The sequence below is a fragment of the Streptomyces sp. AHU1 genome, from assembly GCF_045343905.1.
GTDB lineage: Bacteria > Actinomycetota > Actinomycetes > Streptomycetales > Streptomycetaceae > Streptomyces > Streptomyces triticiradicis.
Window position 1 is genome coordinate 7338979 of record NZ_CP174283.1, and the last position, 24991, is coordinate 7363969.

A 24991-nucleotide genomic window follows, 5' to 3' on the forward strand; every position below is an offset into this window, starting at 1 on the left:
TCACTTCTTCCGGAGAGTGCGGTAAGCGGCCACGAGCGCGGCCGTGGAGGGATCGAGTCCGGGTACGTCGGCGCCTTCGGTCAGGGCGGGTTCGACGCGCTTGGCGAGTACCTTGCCGAGTTCGACGCCCCACTGGTCGAAGGAGTCGATGTTCCAGATCGCGCCCTGGACGAACACCTTGTGCTCGTAGAGGGCGATGAGCTGGCCGAGGACCGAGGGGGTCAGCTCGGCGGCGAGGATCGTGGTCGTGGGGTGGTTGCCCTCGAACGTCTTGTGCGGCACCAGTTCCTCGGGCACGCCCTCGGCACGGACCTCCTCGGGGGTCTTGCCGAAGGCCAGCGCCTGCGTCTGCGCGAAGAAGTTCGCCATCAGCAGGTCGTGCTGGGCCGCGAGCCGGTCGCTCAGTTCACCGACCGGGTTGACGAAGCCGATGAAGTCGGCGGGGATCAGCTTGGTGCCCTGGTGGATGAGCTGGTAGTAGGCGTGCTGGCCGTTGGTGCCGGGCGTGCCCCACACCACCGGGCCGGTCTGCCACTGGACCGGGTCGCCGTCGCGGTCCACGGACTTGCCGTTGGACTCCATGTCCAGCTGCTGGAGGTAGGCGGTGAACTTCGACAGGTAGTGCGAGTACGGCAGCACCGCGTGCGACTGCGCGTCGTGGAAGTTGCCGTACCAGACACCCAGCAGCCCAAGCAGCAGGGGCGCGTTGGCTTCGGCGGGGGCGGTGCGGAAGTGCTCGTCGACCAGGTGGAACCCGTCGAGCATCTCCCGGAACCGCTCCGGGCCGATCGCGATCATCAGCGCCAGGCCGATCGCCGAGTCGTAGGAGTAGCGCCCGCCGACCCAGTCCCAGAACTCGAACATGTTCGCCGTGTCGATGCCGAAGTCCGACACCTTCTGCGCGTTCGTCGACAGGGCCACGAAGTGCTTGGCGACCGCTTCCTGACCGGCCTTCAGACCGGTCAGCAGCCACTCGCGCGCGGAGGTGGCGTTGGTGATGGTCTCGATGGTGGTGAACGTCTTGGAGGCGATGACGAACAGCGTCTCCGCCGGGTCCAGGTCCCGTACCGCCTCGTGCAGGTCCGCGCCGTCCACGTTCGAGACGAACCGCACGGTCAGTGAGCGGTCGGTGAAGGAGCGCAGCGCCTCGTAGGCCATCGCCGGGCCCAGGTCGGAGCCGCCGATGCCGACGTTGACGACGTTCTTGATGCGCCTGCCGGTGTGTCCGGTCCACTCACCCGAACGGACCCGTCCGGCGAAGTCCGCCATCTTGTCCAGGACCGCGTGCACGGCCGGCACCACGTTCTGTCCGTCGACCTCGACCACCGCCTCCCGCGGCGCCCGCAGCGCGGTGTGCAGCACCGCCCGGTCCTCGGTCACGTTGATCTTCTCGCCCCGGAACATCGCGTCCCGCAACCCGAACACATCCGTGGCGACGGCGAGTTCCTGGAGCAGGGCCAGGGTCTCGTCCGTGATCAGGTGCTTGGAGTAGTCGATCCGCAGATCGCCGACCTGCACGGCGTAGCGCTCGGCGCGCGCGGGGTCGGCGGCGAACAGGTCGCGCAGGCGCGGGTCGCGCATCGTGATCGCGCGGTGGTTCTCCAGGGCCGTCCACTCCGGACGGCGTACGGGCTTGGGGTACTCAGACATGACGGGGGTTCTCCTTGGGGGCCTCGCCGCGCAGGGCGACGGCGTACATCTCGTCCGCGTCGAGGCGGCGCAGTTCCTCGGCGATCAACTGGGAGGTGGAACGCACCTTCAGCGCGAGGGTGCGGGAGGGCTGACCGGGCAGGGACAGGGTGGCCAGCGGACCCTCGGGGCGGTCGATGACGATCTCGCCGCTCTCGGTGCCGAGCCGGACGGCGGTCACCACGGGGCCCGCGGTGACGACCCGTTCGGTCCTGACCCGGAGGCGGGCCTCCAGCCAGCGGGCCAGCAGTTCGGCGCTCGGGTTCTGCGCCTCGCTCTCGACGGTCGCCGAGATCACCTTCGCACGGGCCTGGTCGAGCGCCGCCGCCAGCATGGAACGCCAGGGCGTGAGCCGGGTCCAGGCCAGGTCGGTGTCGCCCGGGGCGTACGAGGCGGCGCGGACCTCCAACGCCACGAGCGGTTCCTCGACGGCGTACATGTCGGTGATCCGGCGCTGCGCGAGGGCGCCCAGCGGGTCCTTGACCGGGGTGTCGGGCGCGTCCACCGGCCACCAGACGACGACGGGGGCGTCCGGCAGCAGCAGCGGCAGGACCACCGAGTCGGCGTGGTCGGAGACCTCGCCGTACGTCCTCAGGACGACCGTCTCGCCGGTGCCCGCGTCGGAGCCGACGCGCACCTCGGCGTCCAGGCGCGAGTGGGTGCGGTCGCGCGGGGTGCGGGCGACGCGCTTGATGACGACCAGGGTCCGTGAGGGGTGTTCACGGGAGGCCTCCTCGGCCGCCTTGATCGAGTCGTACGCGTTCTCCTCGTCGGTGACGATGACCATCGTCAGGACCATGCCCACGGCGGGGGTGCCGATGGCACGGCGCCCCCGTACGAGCGCCTTGTTGATCTTGCTTGCCGTGGTGTCGGTCAGGTCGATCTTCATGGCCTGCGCCAGCTCCGTCCGTCTCGTGCGAGCATCTCGTCGGCTTCCTCGGGGCCCCAGCTGCCCGAGGGGTACTGCGCGGGAGTGCCGTGACTCTCCCAGTACCCCTCGATCGGGTCGAGGATCTTCCAGGACTCTTCCACCTCCTGGTGACGGGGGAAGAGATTGGCGTCGCCGAGCAGGACATCCAGGATCAGCCGTTCGTACGCCTCGGGGCTGGACTCGGTGAACGACTCGCCGTACGCGAAGTCCATGGTGACGTCCCGGATCTCCATCGAGGTACCCGGCACCTTCGATCCGAAGCGCACGGTCATGCCCTCGTCGGGCTGGACGCGGACGACGATCGCGTTGGCGCCGAGTTCCTCGGTGGCCGTGGAGCCGAACGGGGAGTGCGGGGCGCGCTGGAAGACCACCGCGATCTCCGTGACGCGTCGGCCGAGGCGCTTGCCGGTCCTGAGGTAGAACGGGACGCCGGCCCAACGGCGGTTGTCCACCTGGAGCTTGACGGCCGCGTAGGTGTCGGTCGTCGAGGCGGGGTCGATGCCGTCCTCCTGGAGATAGCCGCGCACCTTCGCGCCGCCCTGCCATCCCGCCGCGTACTGGCCGCGCACGGTGTGCTCGCCCAGGTCCTCGGGCAGCCTGACGGCCTTGAGGACCTTGAGCTTCTCGGCGAGCAGGGACTCGGCGTCGAAGGCGGCCGGTTCCTCCATGGCGGTCAGCGCCATCAGCTGCAGCAGGTGGTTCTGGATGACGTCCCGGGCGGAGCCGATGCCGTCGTAGTAGCCGGCCCGGCCGCCGATGCCGATGTCCTCGGCCATCGTGATCTGCACGTGGTCGACGTACGACCGGTTCCAGACGGGTTCGTACATCTGGTTGGCGAAGCGCAGCGCCAGGATGTTCTGGACGGTCTCCTTGCCCAGGTAGTGGTCGATGCGGAACACCTGGTCCGGGTCGAACACGTCGTGCACGATCCGGTTCAGCTCGCGGGCGCTCGCCAGGTCGCGGCCGAACGGCTTCTCGATGACCGCGCGTCGCCAGGACCCCTCGGGAGCCCGCGCGAGCCCGTGCCTCTTGAGCTGCCGCACCACCTTCGGGAAGAACTTCGGCGGTACGGAGAGGTAGAAGGCGTAGTTGCCGCTGGTTCCCCGGGACGCGTCCAACTCGTCCACGGCCGAACGCAGTTGCTTGAACGCGGTGTCGTCGTCGAAGTCGCCGGGGATGAACCGCATGCCCTCGGCGAGCTGCTGCCAGACCTCCTCGCGGAACTCGGTCCGCGCGTGCTCGCGCACCGAGTCGTGCACGACCTGCGCGAAGTCCTGGTCCTCCCAGTCGCGGCGGGCGAACCCGAGGAGCGAGAAGCCGGGCGGCAGCAGACCCCGGTTGGCGAGGTCGTACACGGCGGGCATCAGCTTCTTGCGGGACAGGTCGCCGGTGACGCCGAAGACGACCAGACCGGAGGGGCCCGCGATCCGGGGGAGCCGGCGGTCGCGCGGGTCGCGCAACGGATTGTCCCAGTCGGCCGCCGCGCCGAGCGCGTCGGCGAGTTCCTCGGACGCCGATCGGTGGACCGCGTCGGTGTGGTCCTCGGTGGCCGAGTCGCCGTGCATGCCGGCGTCGTCCTCGGACGCCGGGGCGTCGTGCGTGTCGGCTTCGTCCTCGGTGGCCGGGGCGTCGTGTGTGTCGGTGTGGTCCTCGGTGGCCGAGACGCCGTGCGTCTCGGCGTGTGCCTCGGGTGTCGGGACGCCGAGCGTCTCGGCGAGGACCCCGGGTGTCAGACCGCCCTGTTCCACGGCCGCGTCACCGGATCCCTGCGGCGTGGTGGCCGCGTCCTGCGCGCCACCTTCGGGAAGCTCCTCACCCTCGCTCATTCCCCCTCGGCTCCCTTGCCCCGCAGGGAGGCCGCCACCGCTTCGAGGAGGTCCTCCCAGGCCGCCTCGAACTTCGAGACGCCCTCGTCCTCCAGCTGTCCGACGACCTCGTCGTAGGAGATCCCGAGCGCCTCGACCGCGGCCAGGTCGGCCCGGGCCGCGTCGTAACGGTCGGTCACCGTGTCGCCCTGGATGTCGCCGTGGTCGGCGGTGGCGTTCAGCGTCCCCTCCGGCATGGTGTTGACCGTGCCCGGCGCCACCAGCTCGTCGACGTACAGGGTGTCCTTGTACGCGGGGTCCTTGACGCCGGTGGAGGCCCACAGGGGGCGCTGCTTCTGCGCGCCGTGGGCGGCGAGGGCCGTCCAGCGGGCGTCACCCCGCGCCGTGCCGTCGGCGGTGCCGAACACGTTCTCGTACGCCTCGTAGGCCAGACGGGCGTTGGCGAGCGCCGCCCTGCCCCTGAGCGCGAGGGCGTCGTCCGAGCCGTTCTTCGCGAGCCGCTCGTCGATCTCGCTGTCGACGCGGGAGACGAAGAAGGAGGCGACGGAGTGGATGCCGGCGAGGTCGATGCCCGCGGCCAGCGCCCGCTCCAGGCCCGCGAGATAGGCGTCCACGACCTCGCGGTAGCGCTCCAGCGAGAAGATCAGCGTGACGTTGACGCTGATGCCGAGGCCGACGACCTCGGTGATCGCCGGGAGGCCGGCCTTCGTCGCCGGGATCTTGATCATCACGTTCGGGCGGTCGACGAGCCAGGCGAGCTGCTCGGCCTCGGCGACGGTCGCGGCGGTGCGGTGCGCCAGCCGGGGGTCGACCTCGATGGAGACCCGGCCGTCCCGGCCCCCGGTCGCCTCGAACACCGGGCGCAGGACGTCGGCGGCGGCGCGCACGTCCGCGGTCGTCATCATGCGGACGGCCTCCTCGACCGTCACCCCGCGCAGGGCGAGGTCGGCGAGCTGCCGCTCGTACCCCTCCCCGGAGCCGATGGCGGCCTGGAAGATGGACGGGTTGGTGGTCACGCCCACCACGTGTCGCGTCGCGACGAGTTCGGCCAGGCCGCCGGATTCGATCCGCTTGCGGGAGAGGTCGTCGAGCCATACGGAGACGCCTTCGCCGGAGAGGCGCTCCAGGGGTACCGCGGTCGCGGTCGCTTCGGTCACAGTGATCATCTTCTTTCGTGCGGACGGATCAACCGCGCGGGGCGGCCGAGGATTCCCGCGCGGGCCTTCACGGACGGCGGCACGCCACGAACCCGGGTTCGTGGCGTGCCGCGTCACCTTCTGAAAGAGCGTGTACGCCGCCGGAGCCGGGCTCGTCACGGTCCCGGGCCGGCCGCCGCCGGTCGTCCGCGCGGCGTCGGCCGCCGACGGACGCGCGATTTCGCGGGCGTGACGGTCGAGCCCGGTCCAGACGGATCCGTCGGGGCCCTGCGTACTCATCTTCAAGAAGTCCTTACGGAAAGCGCTGCATCCCGGCTTGTTCATTCAAGTCTAAAAGTCAGACTTTAGCTGGGGAAAGCGCCCTCGCTTCAGCCGGGGGAAGGTGTCCGTGTGTCGGCTTCCGGCGAAAGCGGGACACAAGGTGCCGTGGCGAGTCGGCACGAGAAGGAGATGGGGGACATGGGGGACATGACGGGTGTGAGGGACGTGGAGGGCATGACCGCCGGTGGTCTTCCGGGCCGAACCACGCCGAGCGGGGCGGACCTCGTGGGTCCGCCCCGCTCGGCCGGGTCGTGTCACGGGTGACCGGGCCCCGGTCCGCCCGTCAGTGACCGAAGTCGAACCAGTTGACGTTCACGAAGTCCGCGGGCTGTCCGCTGGTGAAGGTCAGATAGACGTCATGGGTTCCGGTCACGGAGCTCATGTTCGCGGGCACGGTCCTCCAGGACTGCCAGCCCCCGGTGTTGGCCAGCGCGAAACTGGCGACCGGTGTGCTCGTGCGGCTGTCGAGGCGCACCTCGACCAGGCCGCTGACCCCGCCCGCCGCGCCGCTCGCGACCCGGCCGTGGAACTGGGTGGCCGCCGAGGAGCCGAAGTTGACGCCCTTGTACACCGCGTAGTCGCCGTTCGCGATGGTGCCGATGTCCTGGCCGCCGCCGGTGTCCGTGGTGGTCTCGGTGACGACGCCGCTCTGGCTGTCGTAGGACTCGGCCTGGATGGCGCTGTAGGCGTCACGGTTGCCGGTGGGCGGGGGAGTGGTGCCGCCGCCACCGCCGCCGCTGCCGGCCGCCGAGAGCACCTGGACGTAGTCGACGACCATCGGGTGACCCGGCTCCGTGCCGCCGTCCGGGCCGCCGCCGAAGGCGCCCGGGAAGCCGCCGCCCATCGCGACGTTCAGGATGATGAAGTAGCCGTGGTTGGTGGCGTTCGCCCAGGTGGTCGCGTCGACCTGGTTCGCCTTCACCGTGTGGAAGTTGACGCCGTCGAGGTAGAAGCGGACCTCCTCGGGGCTCGTCGACCTGTCCCACTCCATCGCGTAGGTGTGGAAACCGGCCTGGCAGGTCGTCCCGGTACAGGGCGTGTTGTTGCCGATGCCGCTGGTCTCGTTGCACGGACCGCCCGGGTTGGTGCCGCAGTGCATCGTGGCCCACTCGGTGTTGAGGCCCTGGACGTTCTCCATGATGTCCAGCTCGCCGACGCCCGGCCAGTTCTGGTAGTTGCCCCGGTAGGGCGCGCCCAGCGCCCAGAAGGCGGGCCAGTAGCCCTTGGCGGCGGCGCCGGTCACGTTCGGCATCTGCAGCCGCGCCTCCATGCGCAGCTTGCCCCCGGCGGGGGGCTCGAAGTCGGTGCGCCTGGTCTCGATGCGGCCCGAGGTCCAGTTGCCCGAGGCGTCGCGGCGCGGGGTGATCAGCAGGTTGCCGTTGCCGTCCAGGGCCACGTTGCTGGTGCTGGAGGTCATCGTCTCGACCTCGCCGGTACCGAAGTTGGCCGGCCCGCCGGGATAGCTGGTGCCCGTCGTGTACTGCCAGTTGGTGGTGTTGACGCCACTCCCCGCGGCCCCGGTGAAGTCGTCGAGGAAGACCTGGGACCAGCCGGTGGGGGGTGTGGGGGCGGACGCGTTGGCGGGGAGGGTCGCCGCGGTCGCGGCGGCCGCCGCCAGGCTCAGCGTGCCGAGCACGGCGACGAGCGCGCGCCGGACGGAGCCGCGTCTGGACGTGCCGGAAGTTTCTCTCATGGGTGTGCCTCTTCGCGTACGGAGTGTGGGGTGCGCGGGTGGTGTGAGAGCGCTCCCACGAAATTTGAGAGCGCTCTCACCAGAGGTGCGCGGCCAATGTGCTCTCTGTCACTCCGGTCGTCAAGAGGTGAAGCCGAGAAAGTCCTTTGTCCGTATGGGAGTTCACGCCGTGAAGGAAGGAAGAAGAGCCGATGAGCGCGCTGCGGCGGGCAGTTGAAGTTCGTTCGACTGGCGTGGCCCTCAAAGGGCGCTGCCGGCCTTCCAGTCGGCCCACGACAGGTTCCAGCCGTTCAGTCCGTTCGACGCTTCGACGGTCCGCTCGCCCGAGTTCTCGACGACCACCACGTCGCCGGGCATCGAACTCCCGTAGAACCGGTGGCCCGGCGCGGAGCTGTCGTGCGCGCCCTTCGTGTCGCGCAGTCCGATGCAGCCGTGGCTGGTGTTGCTGCCGCCGAACACCGAGGGCGCGGCCCAGTAGTTGCCGTGGATGAAGGTGCCCGAGGTGGTCAGGCGCTGGGCGTGCGGCACGTCCGCGATGTCGTACTCGTCGCCGAGCCCGACCGTCGAGGACTCCATCCGGGTCTCCTCGAACCGCTCGCTGATCACCATGATCCCGGACCACGTGGTGTGGGCCGCGGAGCCGCCGCTGACGGGGTAGGTGGCGAGGACGGTCCCGTCCCGCTCGACCGTCATGGTCTTCTTCGCGAGGTCGACGGTGCTCACCTGGCGGCGGCCGATGTGGAAGGTGACGTCCTTGGACTGGACGCCGTGGACGCCGTCCGCGCCCTCGACGTCCCTGAGGCGCAGACTCAGTGTGATCCTCGTGCCCGCCGCCCAGTACTCGGCGGGGCGGAAGTCGAGCCGGGTGTTCCCGAACCAGTGGCCGACCACTTCGACGGCCGGCTCCGCCGTCACCGTGACGGCCTTTTCCACGGCGGCCCGGTCCGTCACGGCGTGGGTGAAGTTGATCGACACGGGCATGCCGACGCCGGAGGTCGAATTCGCCTCGGGCGTGAAATAGCCGGCGAACGTCTCGCCCGGGGGCTTCGTGACGAACGTCGACGTGTGCTCCGCGGCGCCCGCCGCTTTCACGGTGACCGTGTATTTCGTGCCCGAGTACGGATTCCTGTCCGAGACCCAGCGCGTGCGGCCCTCGTCGAAGGATCCGGCCAGAGTGGAACCGTCGTTGCCCGACACCTCGACCGTCGACAGCGCCCCGTCCGTCACGGAGACCACGACCGGATCGGTGAAGTCGGCCCTCTTCGTGCCGTCGGCGGGGGAGACGGTGACCGTCGGCGTCCTCACCTGCGCCTTCGCCTTCGTCCCGGTCCCGGTGCCGTCGGTCGCCGCGGTGTCCTTCCCCTCGGTGGCGTCCGCCGGGCCGCCGCATCCGCTCAGCGCGAGGGCCGGTACGGCGGTGCCGAACGCCGAGAGGACCCCCCGCCGTGACCAGGCCCGACGTCCCGGACCCGGTGGCACCCGCCCCGGCTCCCGGGGTGCGGACCGGGGACGGTTCGATATCTCAGGGACGCCCACGGAACGCCTTTCCTCGGTTCTTTCGTTCACCACCGCTCGGGGTGCATCCTGCGGGACTTCCCTGGGTTGATTCTTTGAATCCGGCCGCCCTCGCCTGAGATTCCGGTGAAGACGTCCGGGGAGACGGCCTGAATCCACGGTTGCCGGGCCGCCCCGGATTATGAACAGAGTATGAAGCGTCTGTTTGATCCCTGAGTTCCTCCGTGAGATCCACGAGAACTCGACGAGAGCCCGCTTCCGGGAGTCCCGACCAGGCTCCCGGCCGCGGGAACGAAGGAGCGGTCCCGCTCGCCGGAACCGAGCCGACCCACGCCGGAGGCATCCGTGAACCCAGCCCGTGAGCGGCACACCGTGGCGATCGTCGGGGCGGGCGCCGCCGGCACGCTCACCGCCGTGCAGCTGTGCGAGACGGCGACCCGCCGTCGTACCCCCCTCGGTCTCGTCCTGATCGACCCCGCTCCCGAAGCCGGACGCGGCGGCGCGTACGCCACCACCGATCCCCGGCACCGGCTGAACGTGCCCGCGGGAGGCATGAGTTGCTACCCCGACGATCCCGGCCACTTCACCCGATGGCTGTGCCGGCACGGCGAACCGACCGTCAGGGGAACCGACTTCGCCACCCGCTACCGGTACGGCGCCTATCTCGCCGACACCCTGGCCCGGGCGATCGTCCACGCCCACGGCACCGTCGCCGTACGCCGGCTGCGCACCAGGGCGCAGGCCTGTGCACCCGCCCCGGACGGGAGGCTGGAACTGCGGCTCCTCGACGGGGACGTCCTCGTGGCCGACGGCGTGGTCCTCGCCACCGGACCGGCCGCCCCGACCGGCGGCTGGGCCCCGCCCCGGCTCCGCGCCTGCGAACGCTTCATCGGCTCGCCCTGGGCTCCGGGAGCCCTCGACGGACCGCTCGCCGAACCGGCCGACGGCGCGGTCGACGACGTCCTCCTGGTGGGTACGGGGCTCACCGCGGTCGACCTCGCGCTCACCCTCGGCCGTCCCGGACGCACCGTGCACGCACTCTCCCGCACCGGTCTGCTGCCGCAGCCGCACGCGCTGAGCCCGGCGCCGGAGATGGCCGCGCCCGAAGGACTCGACGCGCCGACCCTGCCCACGCTGCGCCGGACCGTCTACCGCCACATCGGCCGGGCCGTGCGCGCCCACGGCGACTGGCGTCCCGCGCTCGACAGCCTGCGCCCGCACACCGCCCGCCTGTGGCGCAGCCTCACACCCGAGGAACGCACCGCCTTCCTGCGGCGCGAGGGCGCGCTCTGGAACACCCACCGGCACCGGATGGCACCGACGACGGCCGAGTCGCTGGACCGCGCCCGCACGGCCCGGCGCCTGCGCGTGCGCACCGGCACGGTCGCCGACGCCGTCGTCCGGCCCGACGGCTCGGTACTGCTCACGCTCGCCGACGGGGGCCGCATCGATGCCGGCTGGGTGATCGACTGCACCGGACCGGGACCGCGCCCCGAAGACCCGCTGTGGCGCTCGCTGTTCGGCGCGGGCGCCGCCGTGCCCGGCCCGCTCGGCCTGGGCGTGGCGACCCGCGACGGCCGGCTCCTCGACGCCGGGGGCGGGACAGGGCTCCCGGTGTTCACCCTCGGCGCCCCGCGCCGCGGTGAACTGTGGGAGACCACCGCCGTCCCCGAGATCCGCGTCCAGGCCGCGGACCTGGCCGAACAACTGCTCGCGCCCCTGGCACCGCGACGGCGCCCCGGGCGCCGCCGACCGCTCGACGCGCACGGGCTCCCGCTGTCCACCCACGCCGAGGCGGCCGCCGCCCACCGCACCGGCCTCGAACGGGTCCTCAAGGTCAGGGCCGGCGCCGAGGACGCCTTCGCGCGGGCCGTCGCCCTCGACCCCGGCTTCGCGCTCGGGCACGCGGCCCTCGCCCTGCTCGGCCACGAGTGCGGTGCCGACGTCGACGTACCGCGGGCGCTGGCCGAGGCGCGGCGCTGCGCGCGGGAGAGGGCCGACGCGCGCGAGCGGTCCTTCGTCGACGTGGTGTCCCGCCGCGTGCACGGCCGGAGCCGCGGCGACGGTGCCCGTGCCCTGCTCGGGCACCTGGCCGCGTACCCCGCCGACGCGCTGGCGCTCGCGGCGGCCGTGCCCACCATCGCCTTCTCCGGCATCGACGACCTCGACACGGGATACGCGCTGAACCTGGTCGAGCGTTCCTCGCCCGCCTACGACGGCCACTGGTTCCCGGCCTCGCTCCTCGCCTTCCTGCGCCAGGACCAGGGCCGCCACGAGGAGGCGGCCGAACTGGCCGGGCGCGCGCTGGCCGCCGAGCCCGCCTCCGGACACGCCGTGCACGCGCTCGCCCACGTCCACTACGAGTCCGGCGCCCACGAGAAGGGCCGCGACTGGCTGGACGCCTGGGTGTCCGGGCACGGACGGGGTGCCGTCCACCGGGCCCACTTCTCCTGGCACGCCGCCCTGCACGAACTGGCCCTGGACGATCCCGCGGCCGTCCGCAGGCGCTGGTTCGCGCAGCTCGCGCCGGGGCGGGTGACCGGGGTACGCGCCCTGGTCGACTCGGGGTCGCTGCTGTGGCGGGCCCGGCTGAGCGACAGCTGGCGGGGGCGGGTGCCGGCGACGGACGTGCTCGACAGCGTCGCCCGTGAGACCGTGGAACGCCCCGCGACCGCCTTCACCGCGCTGCACGCCGCCGTCGCGCTCACCGCCGCCGGTGATCTCGCGGCACTGCGCCGGCTGCGCGACCACGCCGCGGGCGCCGACGCGGTGCAGCGCGAGGTCGTCGTCCCGCTGTGCGAGGCCCTCGCCGCCCTCGTCGAGGAGCGCTTCCACGAGGCCGCCCGGGGTCTGGACGCGCTCCTGCCGGTCCTCGGCCGGGTCGGCGGCAGCGCGGCCCAGCGCGAGGTCGTCGAGGAGACACTGCTGTACGCCCTGGTCGCGGCGGGCCGCTGCGAGGCGGCCCGCCGCCTCCTGGACACCCGGCTCGACCGCGGCCACGCACCCCGGGACCGCCGCCTGTTGGCGGCACTGACCGGCTGAAGGGGGCGCGTGACGGGCCGGGCGGGCCGGACAGACCGGACGGACCGCCGAGCACGCTCGCGTGACGTCGTCTTCGACGGGCCTGTCCGGGTGGGCCGGCGCCCGTCCCCTGGCGGGTGCCGGCCCGCTGCGGCCACTGCGCCCACCGCGGCCAGCCGGTGCCGGACGGTGCCGGACGGCCGTGCTCGGCGGTGTCCCGGTCGGCGTGCGGGACCGTGTGGCGGACGGCGGACGGCGTCGGACCGTCGTGGCCGGGCGAGTCGCGGACCGCCTCGGCCGACGGCCCGGACCGTTTCCGTTTCCGTTCTCGGCCCCGGACCGTCCCGGTCCCGGACCGTCTCGGTCCCGGACCGTCTCGGTCCCGGACCGTCTCGGTCCCGGACCGTCCCGGTCCCGGACCGTCCCGGTCCCGGACCGTCTCGGTCCCGGACCGTCTCGGTCCCGGACCGTCCCGTTCCCGGCGCAGGGATCGGCCCCGGGGGCCGGGCCGTGTCCACGTTCGCTCAGGCAGGCGGGTCCGCCCGTGCCGCCGGGGGCCGGCCGAGGGCGCGGGAGATTCCGAGGGCCGCCAGTCGCACGGCCGGGACCAGCACCGCCACCCGGGACCCGGCCCAGGGCACCACGAGTGACACGGCCGCGACGACCGAGCCGTCCGCGCCACGCACCGGCGCGGCCACCGACAGGGCGTCGTCGGTGACCTGACGGCTGCTCACCGCCACTCCCGTACGCCTGACCTCGGCCAGGACGCGGCGCAGCCGAACCGGATCGGTGATCGTGTACGGGGTGTACGCGGCCAACGGCCCGGCGCAGTAGGCGTCCTGGAACTCGGGCCGGGCGTGCGCGAGCAGCGCGAGCCCGACGCCCGTCGCGTGCAGCGGCCAGCGGGCGCCCACCTGGATGCGTACGCCGACCGACGAACGCCCCGAGATCCACTCGGTGTAGACGACCTCGGCACCGTCCCGGACCGCCAACTGCACGTTCTCGTGCGTCGCCTCGTACAGGTCCTCCAGGTACGGCAGGGCGATCTGGCGCAGCGCGGGGCCGCGCGGGGCGAGTGCCGCGAGCTCCCACAGGCGCAGGCCCACGTGGTAGGCGCCGTTCGCGTCCCGTTCCAGCGCGCCCCACCCGGTGAGCGCGGCCACCAGCCGGTGGGCGGTGGTGAGGCTGAGGCCGGCCCGGCGGCTGATGTCCGTCAAGGACAGCGCCGTGTGCTCCTGGTCGAAGGCGGCGAGCACGGCGAGGAGGCGGCCGGGAGCGGACGGGGCGGTCACGGGTCCGGCCCGACGGCCGGTGTCCACGGGCGGGCCGCGCGTCCACGGCTCCTCGGCGGTGGCGTGCCCGGTCCTCGGGAGTGTTCCGCGGCGCGCTGTCGACCTGCCATGACCGGCTCCCTGCGGGCCGACCCCGGACGGGGCCGTCCGGGCGTGGGGACCCACCATGCCGCACAGGCCGGACGGCGGCAATCGCCGGCACCGGCCGTGGTCACGCCCTCCACGGGCGCCCGGCCGTACCGTTCGCGTACCGGGCCGGGCGGAGACGGACGGCGGTGGGAACCCGCCGCCGTCCTGCCGGTCCCGTCGCGTCCGATGTCCGGTGCCCGGCGGCTCCCGCGCGGCTCAGGTCACTTCAGCCGGTACGCGTACACGGTCGTGGCGACGGAGCACACGCCGGGCTGGACCACCTCGGCGCGCAGGGTCCCGCTCGCCGGGTCGTAGTCCACGCCCTCCGCCTCGTACGTGCCGTCGGTGCAGATGCTCCGCTGCGGCAGGGCGAAGAGGCTGGTGACGTGTCCTGTGACCGGACGGCCGTCCACGGGCCGGTCCAGATCGACCTGGAGCAGCGGCCGGTCCTCGGGGAAGAGGGTGCGCGAGCCGTCGTCCGAGGCGCAGAGCAGCCGGGTGCCGTCGACGAAGTCGCAGCCCTGGATGTCGCGGACGGGCTTGTCGAGGGTGATCTGCCCGGCCTGGGGCAGGGCGCCCCCGGTGGGCGGGGTCGACGGGTTGAGCCGCGGCGCGGGAAAGACCTGGAGCCGGTTCTGGTCGCCCCACTCGCCGGACACCAGCCACCTCGTGCGGGCCCGGCGCGGCGAACACGGTGGCGTGCTCGACACCCGGGATGTACCACTCGAGCCCCTGGAAGATCAGCTGGCGCGGGTTCGCGGCACGCGCCCTCAGGATCTCCTCGTGCTCCAGACGGGCTCCGTAGGAGGCGTGCCCGAAGTCGGAGTGTTCGTTGAAGACCATCCAGTCGAGGCCGTACTCGGCTCCCGCCCGGGCGAGTTGGGAGAACGTGTACTTGGCGTCGTGGCTGTAGACGGAGTGGATGTGATGGTCGCCCACGAGGTAGGCGAGGCGCGGGTCGTCGCCGTGACCTCTTCCGGACGCCGCCGCGGGCGTGCCGAGCGAGCCGACCGCGAAGGCCGCTCCGAACAGGCCCGCGCCCCGCAGCAGTCCGCGCCGCGACAGGCCCTGCGGATCGAGCGCGGCGGGGGAGACGGACGGGTCGGCCCAGACGGGCAGCCGCTGCTCGGTCATGGTCGTGTCGGTCCCTCGGTCGGCGGGGCGTGGACGACGGGACGGGACGGCGCGCCCGGCCGATCGTCTGTCGTGCACGCGTTGGAGAATGGCGCGGTCCAAGGACCGCCGGATGAAACCGCACTGAAGCCCCCCGGGGGCGGATTGATGGCGGCCCGGTGGCCGGCGGGGCCGGGAACCCGACGTGGTGCGACGGACCGGCACCCGCGCGATGGCAGGCTGATCCCTGGAAGACAGGGGTGGACCGGGCGGTCGCGGCGCGCTTCCCCCGCCGCGCGGCCCGTGTCCCCGTACGGACTGCGAAGGTGGTACTTGCGTGAGGCTGACCATTCTGGGCGGCGGCGGATTCCGCGTTCCGCTCGTGTACGGAGCGCTCCTCGGGGACCGGGCCGAGGGCCGCGTCACCCGGGTCGTGCTGCACGACCTGGACGCGGGACGGCTCTCGGCCGTGGCCCGTGTCCTCGCCGAGCAGGCGGCCGGGGACCCGGACGCACCGGAGGTGGCCGTCACCACCGACCTCGACGAGGCCCTGCGCGGCGCCGACTTCGTCTTCTCCGCGATCCGCGTCGGCGGCCTGGAGGGGCGCGCGGCGGACGAGCGGGTCGCCCTCGCCCAGGACGTCCTCGGCCAGGAGACGGTCGGTGCCGGCGGCATCGCGTACGGCCTGCGCACCGTGCCCGTCGCCGTGGACATCGCGCGGCGGGTGGCCCGGCTCGCGCCCGACGCCTGGGTCATCAACTTCACCAACCCGGCCGGACTGGTCACCGAGGCCATGTCCCGCCACCTCGGCGACCGGGTGATCGGCATCTGCGACTCGCCGGTCGGCCTCGGGCGCCGGATCGCCAAGGTCCTCGGCGCGAATCCGCGCGAGGCGTGGATCGACTACGTCGGGCTCAACCACCTCGGCTGGGTGCGCGGCCTGCGCGTCGCCGGCCGCGACGAACTCCCGCGCCTGCTCGCCGACCCCGCTCTGCTCGGCTCCTTCGAGGAGGGCCGGCTCTTCGGCCCCGAGTGGCTCCAGTCGCTGGGCGCCGTCCCCAACGAGTACCTGCACTACTACTACTTCAACCGCGAGACCGTACGCGCCTACCAGCGGGCCGAGAAGACGCGCGGTGCCTTCCTGCGCGACCAGCAGGCCGGTTTCTACGAGGAGATGACGCGCCCGGACGCGGCGGCCCTGACCGCGTGGGAGCGCACCCGGGCCGAGCGCGAGGCCACGTACATGGCGGAGAACCGGGACGCCGCCGGTGCCGGGGAGCGCGAGGAGGACGACCTCTCCGGCGGCTACGAGAAGGTGGCGCTCGCCCTGATGCGGGCCATCGCCCGCGACGAACGCACCACCCTGATCCTCAACGTCCGCAACCGCGGCACGCTGGGCGTCCTCGACGCCGAGGCGGTCGTCGAGGTGCCGTGCCTGGTGGACGCCAACGGGGCGCACCCGGTCGCCGCCGCCCCGCTGCCGGGGCACGCCACCGGACTGGTGTGCGCGGTCAAGGCGGTGGAGCGGGAGGTGCTCTCCGCCGCCGAGTCGGGCTCCCGTGCGACGGCGGTGAAGGCCTTCGCCCTGCACCCGCTCGTCGACTCGGTCGCCGTGGCGCGCGCGCTCGTCGACGGCTACACGGCCGTGCACCCGGGTCTCGCCTATCTGACGTAGGGCCGGATCGAGCCGAAATCGGCGCACGCGGGGGCTGCCCGGTTACCTCCCGGTGACCACCGGTTTGCACACCGGACTTGCCGACGCCTTGACGCTCCGTTCCCTGCGTGTTCAGCCATTCGCCCGCGCCCGCGTTGTGTAACGTCCCTATGGTCCCTGAGTGCTTCGAGTGCGCCGAGTGCTTCGGAGGAAGGAACTCATGGACAGACCTCTCGCCGTCCGGGCCCGTGGGATCACCAAGTGCTTCGGGGACGTCGTGGCACTCGACGGCGTCGACCTGGACGTGGCGCGGGGTCAGATCCACGGCCTGGTCGGACCGAACGGCGCCGGCAAGACGACCCTGCTCGGCCTGCTGCTGGGACTGGCCGTCGCCGACGAAGGCCGCCTGGAGATCCTCGGCACCCGGATCGGACGGGCGCTCGCCGCCCCCGACGGCGTCGCCGGCTTCGTCGACGGTCCCGGCCTCTACCCCTCGCTCACCGCCCGGCAGAACCTCGCCGCCCTGGCCGCGCTGCGTGGCCGGAGCGCGCGGGCGGCCGGGGTCGACGACGTGCTCGATCAGGTCGGGCTCACCGACGTCGCCGACGACCCGGCCCGCGGATACTCCCTCGGCATGCGTCAGCGGCTCGGCCTCGCCGCCGCCCTGCTCACCGGGCCCCGGCTGCTCGTGCTCGACGAACCGTCCAACGGCCTCGATCCGGCGGGCAAACGCCATGTGCACGGTGTCCTCGACCGGCTCGCCGGGAACGGGACCGCGGTCGTCCTCTCCAGCCATCGCATGGACGACCTCCAGGCCCTGTGCTCCGAGGTCACCATCCTCGCGACCGGACGGGCCGTCTTCTCCGGCCCGCTGAGCAAGCTGGCCGCGGAGAACCGTGAACTCGACTACCGGCTGCTCACCTCCGACCCGGTGGCCGCCCGCCCGCTGGCGCTCGCCACGGCCGGGATCCGGGTCGTCGACGACGCCGTACCGCGGCACGACACCGACGTGCTGGTCGTGCGCGCGCTGGTGCCCGCCGTGGACGAACTGGTGGCGCGGCTCGTGGGCGCCGGCATCGCGCTGCGCGAGCTCGCCCCCGTGGTGTCGCCCCTCGAAGCCGCGTTCCTCGCCCTCACCGAACAGAAGGAGACCGGCGGATGACCGCGACCGTCGCCGAGGACGCCGGCCCCGGGGCACACGGACCGGACCAGGACGCCGCCGCGGTCCCCCGTGTCCCGGTCGCCCGCGTCTACCGCTTCGAACTGGTCAAACTCGTCTCGCAGTGGCGGATCCGCCTGCTGGTCCTCGCCTGCTGGACCGTGCCGGGGCTGTTCGTCGCCGCGGTCGGCCAGCAGAGCACGCTTCCCGTCGACACCCTCTTCGGACGCTGGATGCACGCCACGGGGTGGGCCGGGCCGCTGGTCGTGCTCGGCTTCGCCGGCACCTGGGCGCTCCCGCTGCTGACCTCGGTCGTCGCCGGTGACGTGTTCGCCTCCGAGGACCGGCTCGGCACCTGGCGCCATCTGCTCGTGGCGGTCCGGTCACCGCGCCGGATCTTCGCCGCGAAGGCACTGGCGGGCCTCACGGTCCTCCTCCTGCTCGTGGCCGGACTGGTCGCCTCCAGTTCGGCCGGCGGGGTCGTCGCGATCGGTGACCGGCCGCTCGTCGGCCTCGACGGCCACCTGCTGACACCGGCGGACGCCGCCGGCAGGGTCCTGCTCGCCTGGGTCTGCGTCCTCGCCCCGACCCTGGCCCTCGCCGCCGTGGGACTGCTCGGGTCCGTCGCTCTGGGACGGTCCCCGATGGGACTGCTGCTGCCCGCGCTCGTCGCGCTCGCGATGCAGCTCGCCCAGATGATGCCGCTGCCCGTCGCCGTGCGTCTCGCCCTGCCCGGCTACGCCTTCATCGCCTGGAGCGGTCTGTTCACCAGCCCCGCCCAGCTGGGCCCGCTCCTGATCGGGATCGCGGTCAGCCTGCTGTGGGCGGTGACCGCGACCGTGTCGGCCTTCCTGCTCTTCCTGCGGCGGGACTTCACCTCCGCGGCCCACGACGGTCCGGGCCGCGGCGCGGTCACCGCCGGAGTCCTGCCGCTCGTCGCCCTGGCCGCCGTGACGGCCGTGGCCGTCACCGCCGCCACGGGGGCCACGGGCTCGGGGATCGAACAGGACAAGGTGCAGCGCTCGGCCGCGACGGCGTTCGCCCACCTCTACCGGCTGCAGACCCGTCAGCTCAACCGCCCGGCCGTCACGGAGGCGCAGCTGAAGGTCACGGCGGACTGCGACAAGGGCAGCGTCAAGGTCGCGGCCGAGGGGCCGGGCAACGACTGGCGCTGTGTCGTCTCCTGGCACCTTCCCGGCGTCGACGCCGTGGGGACGGCCGTCTACCAGCTCGACATCACCCCGGACGGGCGGTTCATGGCCGACGGCGACGGACCGAAGGAGGTGAACGGCTACTTCCTGGTCCGCACCCCGACCGGGGACGCACCGAACCCGCTGTGGCAGTTCGACGGCGACGTCGACCTGCTCGCCACCTCGAAGGGATGACCCCATGCAGGTAACGCGTCGCCGACGGAGTGAGCGGAAGGGGCGTCCGGGTCCGTTCGGCAGACACACCGGAAGACGGATACCCCTGGTGACGACGGGCATCACCGTGCTCGCGCTCGTCGCCACCGGAGCCGCGTACGCCCAGACGCACCAGTTCGGCACCGACCGGGTGGGCCAGGTCACCGACCGCGGCCAGGTCGTCTCCAGCGACCAGTACATCGCCCCGTACGGCGACCGGCTCGTCGTCCAGAACGGGAAGATCATGTCGTCCTCGGTCAGCCCGGACGGCACCCACCTCGCGGCCTCGGTCACCGACGGCGGCAGCGCCCTGGCGATCGTCGACCTGAAGAGCTGGAAGGTGCAGCAGCTCGTCGGCAGCTCGGCGTCGTCCGTACCGCGCATCAGCGGCAACAGCGTGGGGCAGGAAGGCCCGACGTACTCGCCCGACGGCTCGCAGCTCTGGCTGGGCCAGACCGACGGCTACACCCGGTTCACGGTGAACGCGGACGGCGGTGTCACCGCCCCGGTGTCCGTCCCGATCGCCGCGGACGGGGCCAAGCACGCGCTCGTGGGCGCGGCGGTGTTCTCCTCCGACGGCACCACCGTGTACTCGGCCGTGAACGGACAGAACCGGGTGGTCGCCATCGACGCGGCCACCGGGACCGTCCGGCAGAGCTGGAACGTGGGCAACGCCCCGCGCGGCCTGGCCGAGGTGGGCGGCAAGCTCTACGTCAGCAACGAGGGCGGGCGCCCGGCCCAGCCGGGCGACACCACGCTCAACTCGTACAACACCCAGGTGCCCGCGGACCCGGTCACCGCGGCCACCACGACCGGCACCGTCAGCGTCATCGACCTGGGGGACCCGGCCGCGGCCGTCAGGAGCATCCCGGTCGGACTGCACCCGACCGCCCTCTACGCCAAGGGCGGGGCCCTGTTCGTCACCAACACCGCCACCAACGACGTCTCGGTCATCGACACCGGCAAGGACAAGGTCGTCCAGACCATCGCGACCCAGCCGTGGCCCGAGGCGTCGGTCGGCTACGAGCCCGACGCGGTGACGCTCACCGACGACGGCCGGCTGCTGGTGACGCTCGGCCGCGCCAACGCCGTGGCCGTGTACCGGTACCGGTCCCCGCAGGATCCGGTCCGCTACGTCGGCCTGCTCCCGACGGACTACTTCCCCGCGGAGATCGCCGCCGTCGGCAAGGACGTCGTGGTCTCCAACACCCGTGGCGTCGACGCCCGCCGGGTCGTCACCACCGCCGGGCACGGCACCCACGACACGACGTCGAGCCTGCAGCGGTTCACCCTCCCCGACGACAGCGTCGTCCGGGCGCAGACGGCCAAGGTCTTCCGGCAGAACGGCTGGACCCCCGGTTCGGTCGTCCGGACCAAGGGCAAGAGCCGTGCGAAGCCCGTCCCCGTCCCGCTGCGGCTCGGCGAACCCTCGACGATCAAACACGTCTTCCTGATCGTCAAGGAGAACCGCACCTACGACCAGATCCTGGGGGACGTCCCGGAGGGCGACGGCGACCCGTCGCTCGCGCAGTTCGGCGAGAACGTGACGCCGAACCAGCACGCGCTGGCCCGGCAGTTCGGGCTGTACGACAACACGTACGACATCGGCACGAACTCCGCCGAGGGCCACAACTGGCTGATGCAGGCGGACGATCCGGAGTACACCGAGTCCTCGGCCGGTGAGTACGCGCGCAGTTACGACACCGAGGACGACGCGCTCGGACACCAGCGGACCGGCTTCCTGTGGACCGGCGCGCAGGCGGCGGGCAACTCGGTCCGGGACTTCGGCGAGTTCCACCAGTTCCTCACCAAGCCGGCGGACGCGAGCTGGCAGAACCTGTACTGCGACTCCAGGAACATGGCGTCGACGGGCCAGGACACCGCGTACACACTGAACTCGTCCTCGCCGATCCCGTCGCTCAACGACGTGTCCGTGCACGGCTTCCCGAAGTACGACACCAGCATCCCGGACATCTACCGGGCGGAGATCTGGAAGCGCGACTTCGAGCGGAACGGGCCGGCGAACCTGAACATGTTCTGGCTCTCCAGCGACCACACCGGCGGTCCGGCGAGCGCGGCCGCCCAGGTGGCGGACAACGACCTCGCGACCGGCAGGATCGTCGACGAGATCTCGCACAGCACGTACTGGAAGGACTCGGCGGTCTTCGTCGTCGAGGACGACTCACAGGCCGGTCTCGACCACGTCGACGGCCACCGTGCCCCGGTCCAGATCATCAGCCCCTGGGCCCGGCGCGGCATCGTCGACAGCCACTACTACTCGCAGATCACGCTGATCCGGACCATCGAGCAGATCCTCGGCATCCACCCCATGAACCAGAAGGACAGCGCGGCCACTCCGATGCGCGCCGCCTTCACCCGGCACCCCGACTTCACGCCGTTCACGGCGCTGCCCAACCGGACCTCGCTGACCGACGGCCTCAAGACCCCGCCGTCCTGCGGCCTGGACACTCCGGCGCCCCCGAATCCCGCCGCGGCGCCCGTGCCGTCGTCGAAGGTGCCGGCGGACAAGAAGGCGCTCGCGGCGAAGTGGGACACCTGGAAGTCGCACCAGCGGCTCACCGGGCCCAACGCCGTTCCCGACTTCGCCAACCCCGCGCAGATGAACCACTTCACGTGGTACCAGGCGCACGGGTGGACCGAGCCGTATCCCGGTGAGCACAAGATCTTCGCGCCCCGGGACGTGCCCGGCGCCTACCTCCCGTCGTCGGAGTCCGACGGCTGACGACCGGCCGCCGGACGGCGGCGGCCGGTGCCCGAGCACGACGCGGCGGGCCGCCCGGATGTTCCGGGCGGCCCGTCGTGTCTCGGTGTTCCCCGCCGTCGTCAGCCCGTGAAGCCGGCCGTGATCGACGTGAACTGCCAGGTGCTCTGGCTGATGCCGGAGCAGTTGCTCACCACGCCGCCCCCGGGGCAGGACCGGTCGCGGTTGACCGACCAGTAGGCGAGCCGGGCGATGTGGTGGGAGTTGGCCCAGTCACGGATCGAGGTCCAGATCGCCGGGGTCGTGTTCTCCTGCTGGTCGGACAGCCCGTTCATGCCGGAGATGCCGATGTGGGAGTAGGCCGTGGCGTCGTCCCAGCCGAAGGTCGACTTCAGCTTGGTCTTCAGCCCCTCGGTGGCGTTGACCGTGTTGCCGTACATGTCGGAGCCGCCGCCGAAGTCGAACGGCATGATGGTGAAGACGTCGATGTTGGCGTTCAGGGACTGCGCCTGCTCGATGAGCCGGTTGCCGTAGTAGGTCGGGCCGGTCGTCGAGGTGCCGAAGGTGACGATCGTCTTCAGGCCGGGGTTGTTGGCCTTGACGGTCTTCAGCGCGGTCAGGATCCTCGCCTGGACGGCCTCGTTCTCGAACTCGTCGGTGTTCTCGATGTCCATGTCGACCGCCTTGAGGCCGTAGGCGTCGATCACCTTCTGCAGCGCACCGGCGAGCGCGCTCGCCGAGGAGCAGTTGGCGCCGAGCTTGCTGCCCTGCCAGCCGCCGAACGACGGGACGATGTCACCGCCCGCGGAACGGATCTGGTTGATGGCGGTCTGGTCGACGCCGCCGGTCAGCGCCCGGCTGCCGTCCCAGGCGGGGTTGCAGCCGCCGGAGTCGAGGACGAACGCCATCGTGAACCACTTGATCCCGGTCGCGCTCATCACCGTGGTCGGGTTCGGGGGGTCGCCCCAGCCCTCGTACAGGTACGGAGCGGCCTGCTTGAAGCCGGTGCCGCCCCCGCCGCCCGCGCTCGTGGTGACACTCACGGAGTTGGAGGCCCCGGAGGTGTTCCCGGCCGCGTCGCGCGCCTTGACGGTGAACGTGTACGCGGTGCTCGCGGACAGCCCGCTGACCGTGCCGCTCGTGCCGGACACGGTGAGCACCTTGCCGGCCCCGCTGTAGACGTCGTACGCCGTGACGCCGACGTTGTCGCTCGACGCGCCCCACGACAGGGACACGCTGGAGGAGGTCTTGCCGGTGGAGGTCAGGTTGGTGGGCGCGGTCGGCGCCTGGGTGTCGCTGCCGCCACCGCCGCCGGGACCGTCGAGGCTGATGTCGTCGGCGTAGTAGGTGCCTTGCGCGTACCAGCCGTGGACGTAGATCTTGGCGCTGGTCTGCGAGGCGCCGGTGGTGAAGGACACGGCGAGCCGGCTGTACGCCGACGGGGACGTCGTCCAGGTCGAGGCGCCGCCGTCCACGCCGAGGTAGACGTAGTTGCCGCGCACCCAGCCGGAGAGGCTGTACGTCGTGTTCGGCTGGACCGGGACGGTCTGGACGCACTGGGCGTTGTCGCTCGAACTCGCCGCCCCCGCGAGGGCCTTGGAGCCCCCGTGCACGGGGCTGGAGACGACCGAACCCAGATTGCCGGAACAGGACCAGGGGGAGAGGCCCCCGGTCTCGAAGCCGGGATTGGTCAGGATGTTGGCCGCCTCGGCCGTACCCGGCAGGGCGACCGCGCCGGCGAGGGCCAGCGCGGCCGTGCCCAGCAGGGCGAGGAAACGGTGTCTGGAACGTCTGAGCATGGTCATGCGCACGCGATCTCCCTGGGGATATGGGGGTGTTCGGGAGTGCAAGAGGTGCGCAACCAAGTTGGTATGGACCAATCCCGCTGTCAAGACACCGTGCGGGAATTGGTCCAGACCGGTAAAGGGGGGCGGGTCCGGCTAGGCGGGGGCGATCGCCGCGTTGGCGGGTGCGGTGACGGGCGCGGTGGTCCGGGCGGGAACGGCGGGGGCGGTCGCCTCGACGGGCGCGGGCTGCGCGGCGCCGGGCTCCGTGGCCTGCGCCGGCATCGCGGACAGGGTGGGCGTGCCCGAGCCGGTCCGCTGTGCCGGCAGCGGCACCGGGCGCAGCGGACGCGGCCCGGCGACCACCGTGTAGTCCGGTCCGAGGAACGGCGGGACCAGCTCGCCCGTCTCCTCGCCCAGCGCCAACTGCACAGCGGCCCAAGGGGCGTTGACCCCGCACTGGGCGATCTGGTGCAGCCCGCCCGCCGGACGGGTGTTCACGTCCATCAGCACCGGCTCGTCGCCGTGCATACGGAACTGGATGTTGGACAGATAGTGCAGCCCGAACGCCTCCGCGAGCAGCCGGGCGGGCTCGATCCACGCGTCGTCGAGGGTGAATCCGCGCCGCCGGCCGTTCTTCGTGCGGCCGATGGCCATGCGGACGCGGCCGTCCGGTCCGGTGAGGCAGTCCACCGACACCTCCGGCTGTCCGAGGTGCGGCATCACCAGCCAGTCGACGGGCTCCGCGGCCGTGCGCAGCGCCTCCACCACCAGGTCCAGCGGCACGTACGCGCTCGGGAAGCCGTTGAGGTGCATGAGCGAGAAGGGGGTACGGGTGATCACCCGGAAGCCCACTCCGCCCGCCCCGGCCGCCGGCTTGAAGCAGGCCCGCTGACCCGCTCCCTCCAACTCCTCGACCGCCGTGACGAGTTCCTCGACCGTGCGCACCCGGTACCACGGGGGAACCGGAATGCCCACGGCCTCCACGGCCTGGTACGCGACGGCCTTGTCGCGGAAGACCGCGACCGCCTCCGCCGGCGGCGCCAGCAGCGCCGTGCCGAGGGCCGCGAACTCGGCGCGCTGCGCCACGATCGCGTCCTGGTGCAGGACCGGCACGAACACGTCGACGGAACGGCGTGCGCACATGTCGAGCGCGTACTCGACGTAGGCGCGCGGCGACAGGCCCTCGGGCTCCATCTCGGCGGTGTCGGCGGCGGCCAGCACGGGGGAGTCGGCGTCACCGTGGGTGGCGTGGATCTCGACCGCGCGGTGCTGCGGATTGTTCCGCAGCTGATCCATGAAGAACACGTTCTCCGCGTACGTGCGGTTGAGCCAGACGCGTACGCGAGAGCCCATGCGAGCCACCATTCAGGGTTCGCGGGCACGGCGGAGCGGGCCGGGCCCGGCCAGGGGTAGGGGAGGTACACCGAGCCGTCGCACGCGAGGGAGAATTCGAGCGGTGGTGTAGGGGCGATCATAAGGCTCGCGGGACCCCGATGCTGCTACGGGGATGTTACGGATCCGCCGAACCGCCCGCCGGGGGCTCCTTGTACGAGGGCGGTCACATGTGTTGTCGTGTCGG

14 protein-coding genes and 2 pseudogenes are annotated in these 24991 nt (G+C 72.2%); 5 read left to right on the forward strand and 11 right to left on the reverse strand.

Translation table 11 applies throughout. The features are described 5' to 3' along the window. From pgi to ACICHK_RS32545, 6 genes are all read right to left on the reverse strand, one after another. Positions 1-1650, reverse strand: coding sequence for a glucose-6-phosphate isomerase (pgi, locus tag ACICHK_RS32520; RefSeq protein ID WP_406839680.1), 1650 nt, complete (start codon positions 1648-1650; stop codon positions 1-3). Next, positions 1643-2578 (reverse strand): glucose-6-phosphate dehydrogenase assembly protein OpcA, encoded by a 936-nt coding sequence (gene opcA / locus ACICHK_RS32525; RefSeq protein WP_406839681.1) that lies wholly within the window; start codon positions 2576-2578, stop codon positions 1643-1645. Before opcA ends, pgi begins: the two co-directional genes overlap by 8 nt. Continuing rightward, positions 2575-4185 (reverse strand): glucose-6-phosphate dehydrogenase, encoded by a 1611-nt coding sequence (gene zwf / locus ACICHK_RS32530; RefSeq protein WP_406841376.1) that lies wholly within the window; start codon positions 4183-4185, stop codon positions 2575-2577. The genes opcA and zwf overlap by 4 nt, the downstream gene beginning before the upstream one ends. Positions 4186-4442: 257 nt before the next feature. Next, positions 4443-5612 (reverse strand): transaldolase, encoded by a 1170-nt coding sequence (tal, locus tag ACICHK_RS32535; RefSeq protein WP_406839682.1) that lies wholly within the window; start codon positions 5610-5612, stop codon positions 4443-4445. Between the two features lie 595 nt (positions 5613-6207). Further along, positions 6208-7617 (reverse strand): glycoside hydrolase family 16 protein, encoded by a 1410-nt coding sequence (locus ACICHK_RS32540; protein ID WP_406839683.1) that lies wholly within the window; start codon positions 7615-7617, stop codon positions 6208-6210. 240 nt (positions 7618-7857) lie between these two features. Beyond that, complete coding sequence (locus ACICHK_RS32545; protein ID WP_406839684.1) at positions 7858-9153, reverse strand: Ig-like domain-containing protein; 1296 nt, start codon at positions 9151-9153, stop codon at positions 7858-7860. A 324-nt stretch (positions 9154-9477) separates the two neighbouring features. Here ACICHK_RS32545 and ACICHK_RS32550 point away from each other — a divergent pair, with 324 nt between their 5' ends. Continuing rightward, positions 9478-12174 (forward strand): FAD/NAD(P)-binding protein, encoded by a 2697-nt coding sequence (locus tag ACICHK_RS32550; RefSeq protein WP_406839685.1) that lies wholly within the window; start codon positions 9478-9480, stop codon positions 12172-12174. Positions 12175-12677: 503 nt separating this feature from the next. Here ACICHK_RS32550 and ACICHK_RS32555 read toward each other — a convergent pair. From ACICHK_RS32555 to ACICHK_RS32565, 3 genes and pseudogenes are all read right to left on the reverse strand, one after another. Beyond that, positions 12678-13445 (reverse strand): IclR family transcriptional regulator, encoded by a 768-nt coding sequence (locus ACICHK_RS32555; RefSeq protein WP_406839686.1) that lies wholly within the window; start codon positions 13443-13445, stop codon positions 12678-12680. A gap of 350 nt (positions 13446-13795) precedes the next feature. Next, positions 13796-14242, reverse strand: a pseudogene (locus tag ACICHK_RS32560) (hypothetical protein); the annotation flags it as partial. Continuing rightward, positions 14238-14708: pseudogene (locus ACICHK_RS32565) on the reverse strand (histidinol-phosphatase); the annotation flags it as partial. The pseudogenes ACICHK_RS32560 and ACICHK_RS32565, both read right to left, overlap by 5 nt. Before the next feature lie 316 nt (positions 14709-15024). Between ACICHK_RS32565 and ACICHK_RS32570 the strand changes: the two are divergent. The 4 genes from ACICHK_RS32570 (at position 15025) to ACICHK_RS32585 (ending at position 21646) form a co-directional block, all read left to right on the forward strand. Next, complete coding sequence (locus ACICHK_RS32570) at positions 15025-16362, forward strand: 6-phospho-beta-glucosidase (RefSeq protein WP_406839687.1); 1338 nt, start codon at positions 15025-15027, stop codon at positions 16360-16362. A 199-nt stretch (positions 16363-16561) separates the two neighbouring features. Continuing rightward, positions 16562-17503, forward strand: a complete 942-nt coding sequence (locus ACICHK_RS32575; protein ID WP_406839688.1) for an ABC transporter ATP-binding protein — start codon at positions 16562-16564, stop codon at positions 17501-17503. After that, a complete protein-coding gene (locus ACICHK_RS32580; protein ID WP_406839689.1) occupies positions 17500-18885 on the forward strand; it encodes an ABC transporter permease in 1386 nt (461 codons plus the stop codon). The genes ACICHK_RS32575 and ACICHK_RS32580 overlap by 4 nt, the downstream gene beginning before the upstream one ends. 4 nt (positions 18886-18889) lie before the next feature. After that, positions 18890-21646 carry an alkaline phosphatase family protein gene (locus tag ACICHK_RS32585; RefSeq protein WP_406839690.1) on the forward strand — a complete coding sequence of 919 codons (2757 nt, stop codon included), beginning with the start codon at positions 18890-18892 and terminating at the stop codon, positions 21644-21646. 101 nt (positions 21647-21747) lie between these two features. On the opposite strand, the gene ACICHK_RS32590 is transcribed toward ACICHK_RS32585, so the two are convergent. Both ACICHK_RS32590 and ACICHK_RS32595 read right to left on the reverse strand, forming a co-directional pair. Beyond that, positions 21748-23430 carry a carbohydrate binding domain-containing protein gene (locus ACICHK_RS32590; RefSeq protein ID WP_406839691.1) on the reverse strand — a complete coding sequence of 561 codons (1683 nt, stop codon included), beginning with the start codon at positions 23428-23430 and terminating at the stop codon, positions 21748-21750. A 135-nt stretch (positions 23431-23565) separates the two neighbouring features. After that, entirely contained in the window at positions 23566-24765 is a 1200-nt protein-coding gene (locus tag ACICHK_RS32595) for an ATP-grasp domain-containing protein (RefSeq protein ID WP_406839692.1), read from the reverse strand. Positions 24766-24991: the final 226 nt, after the last annotated feature.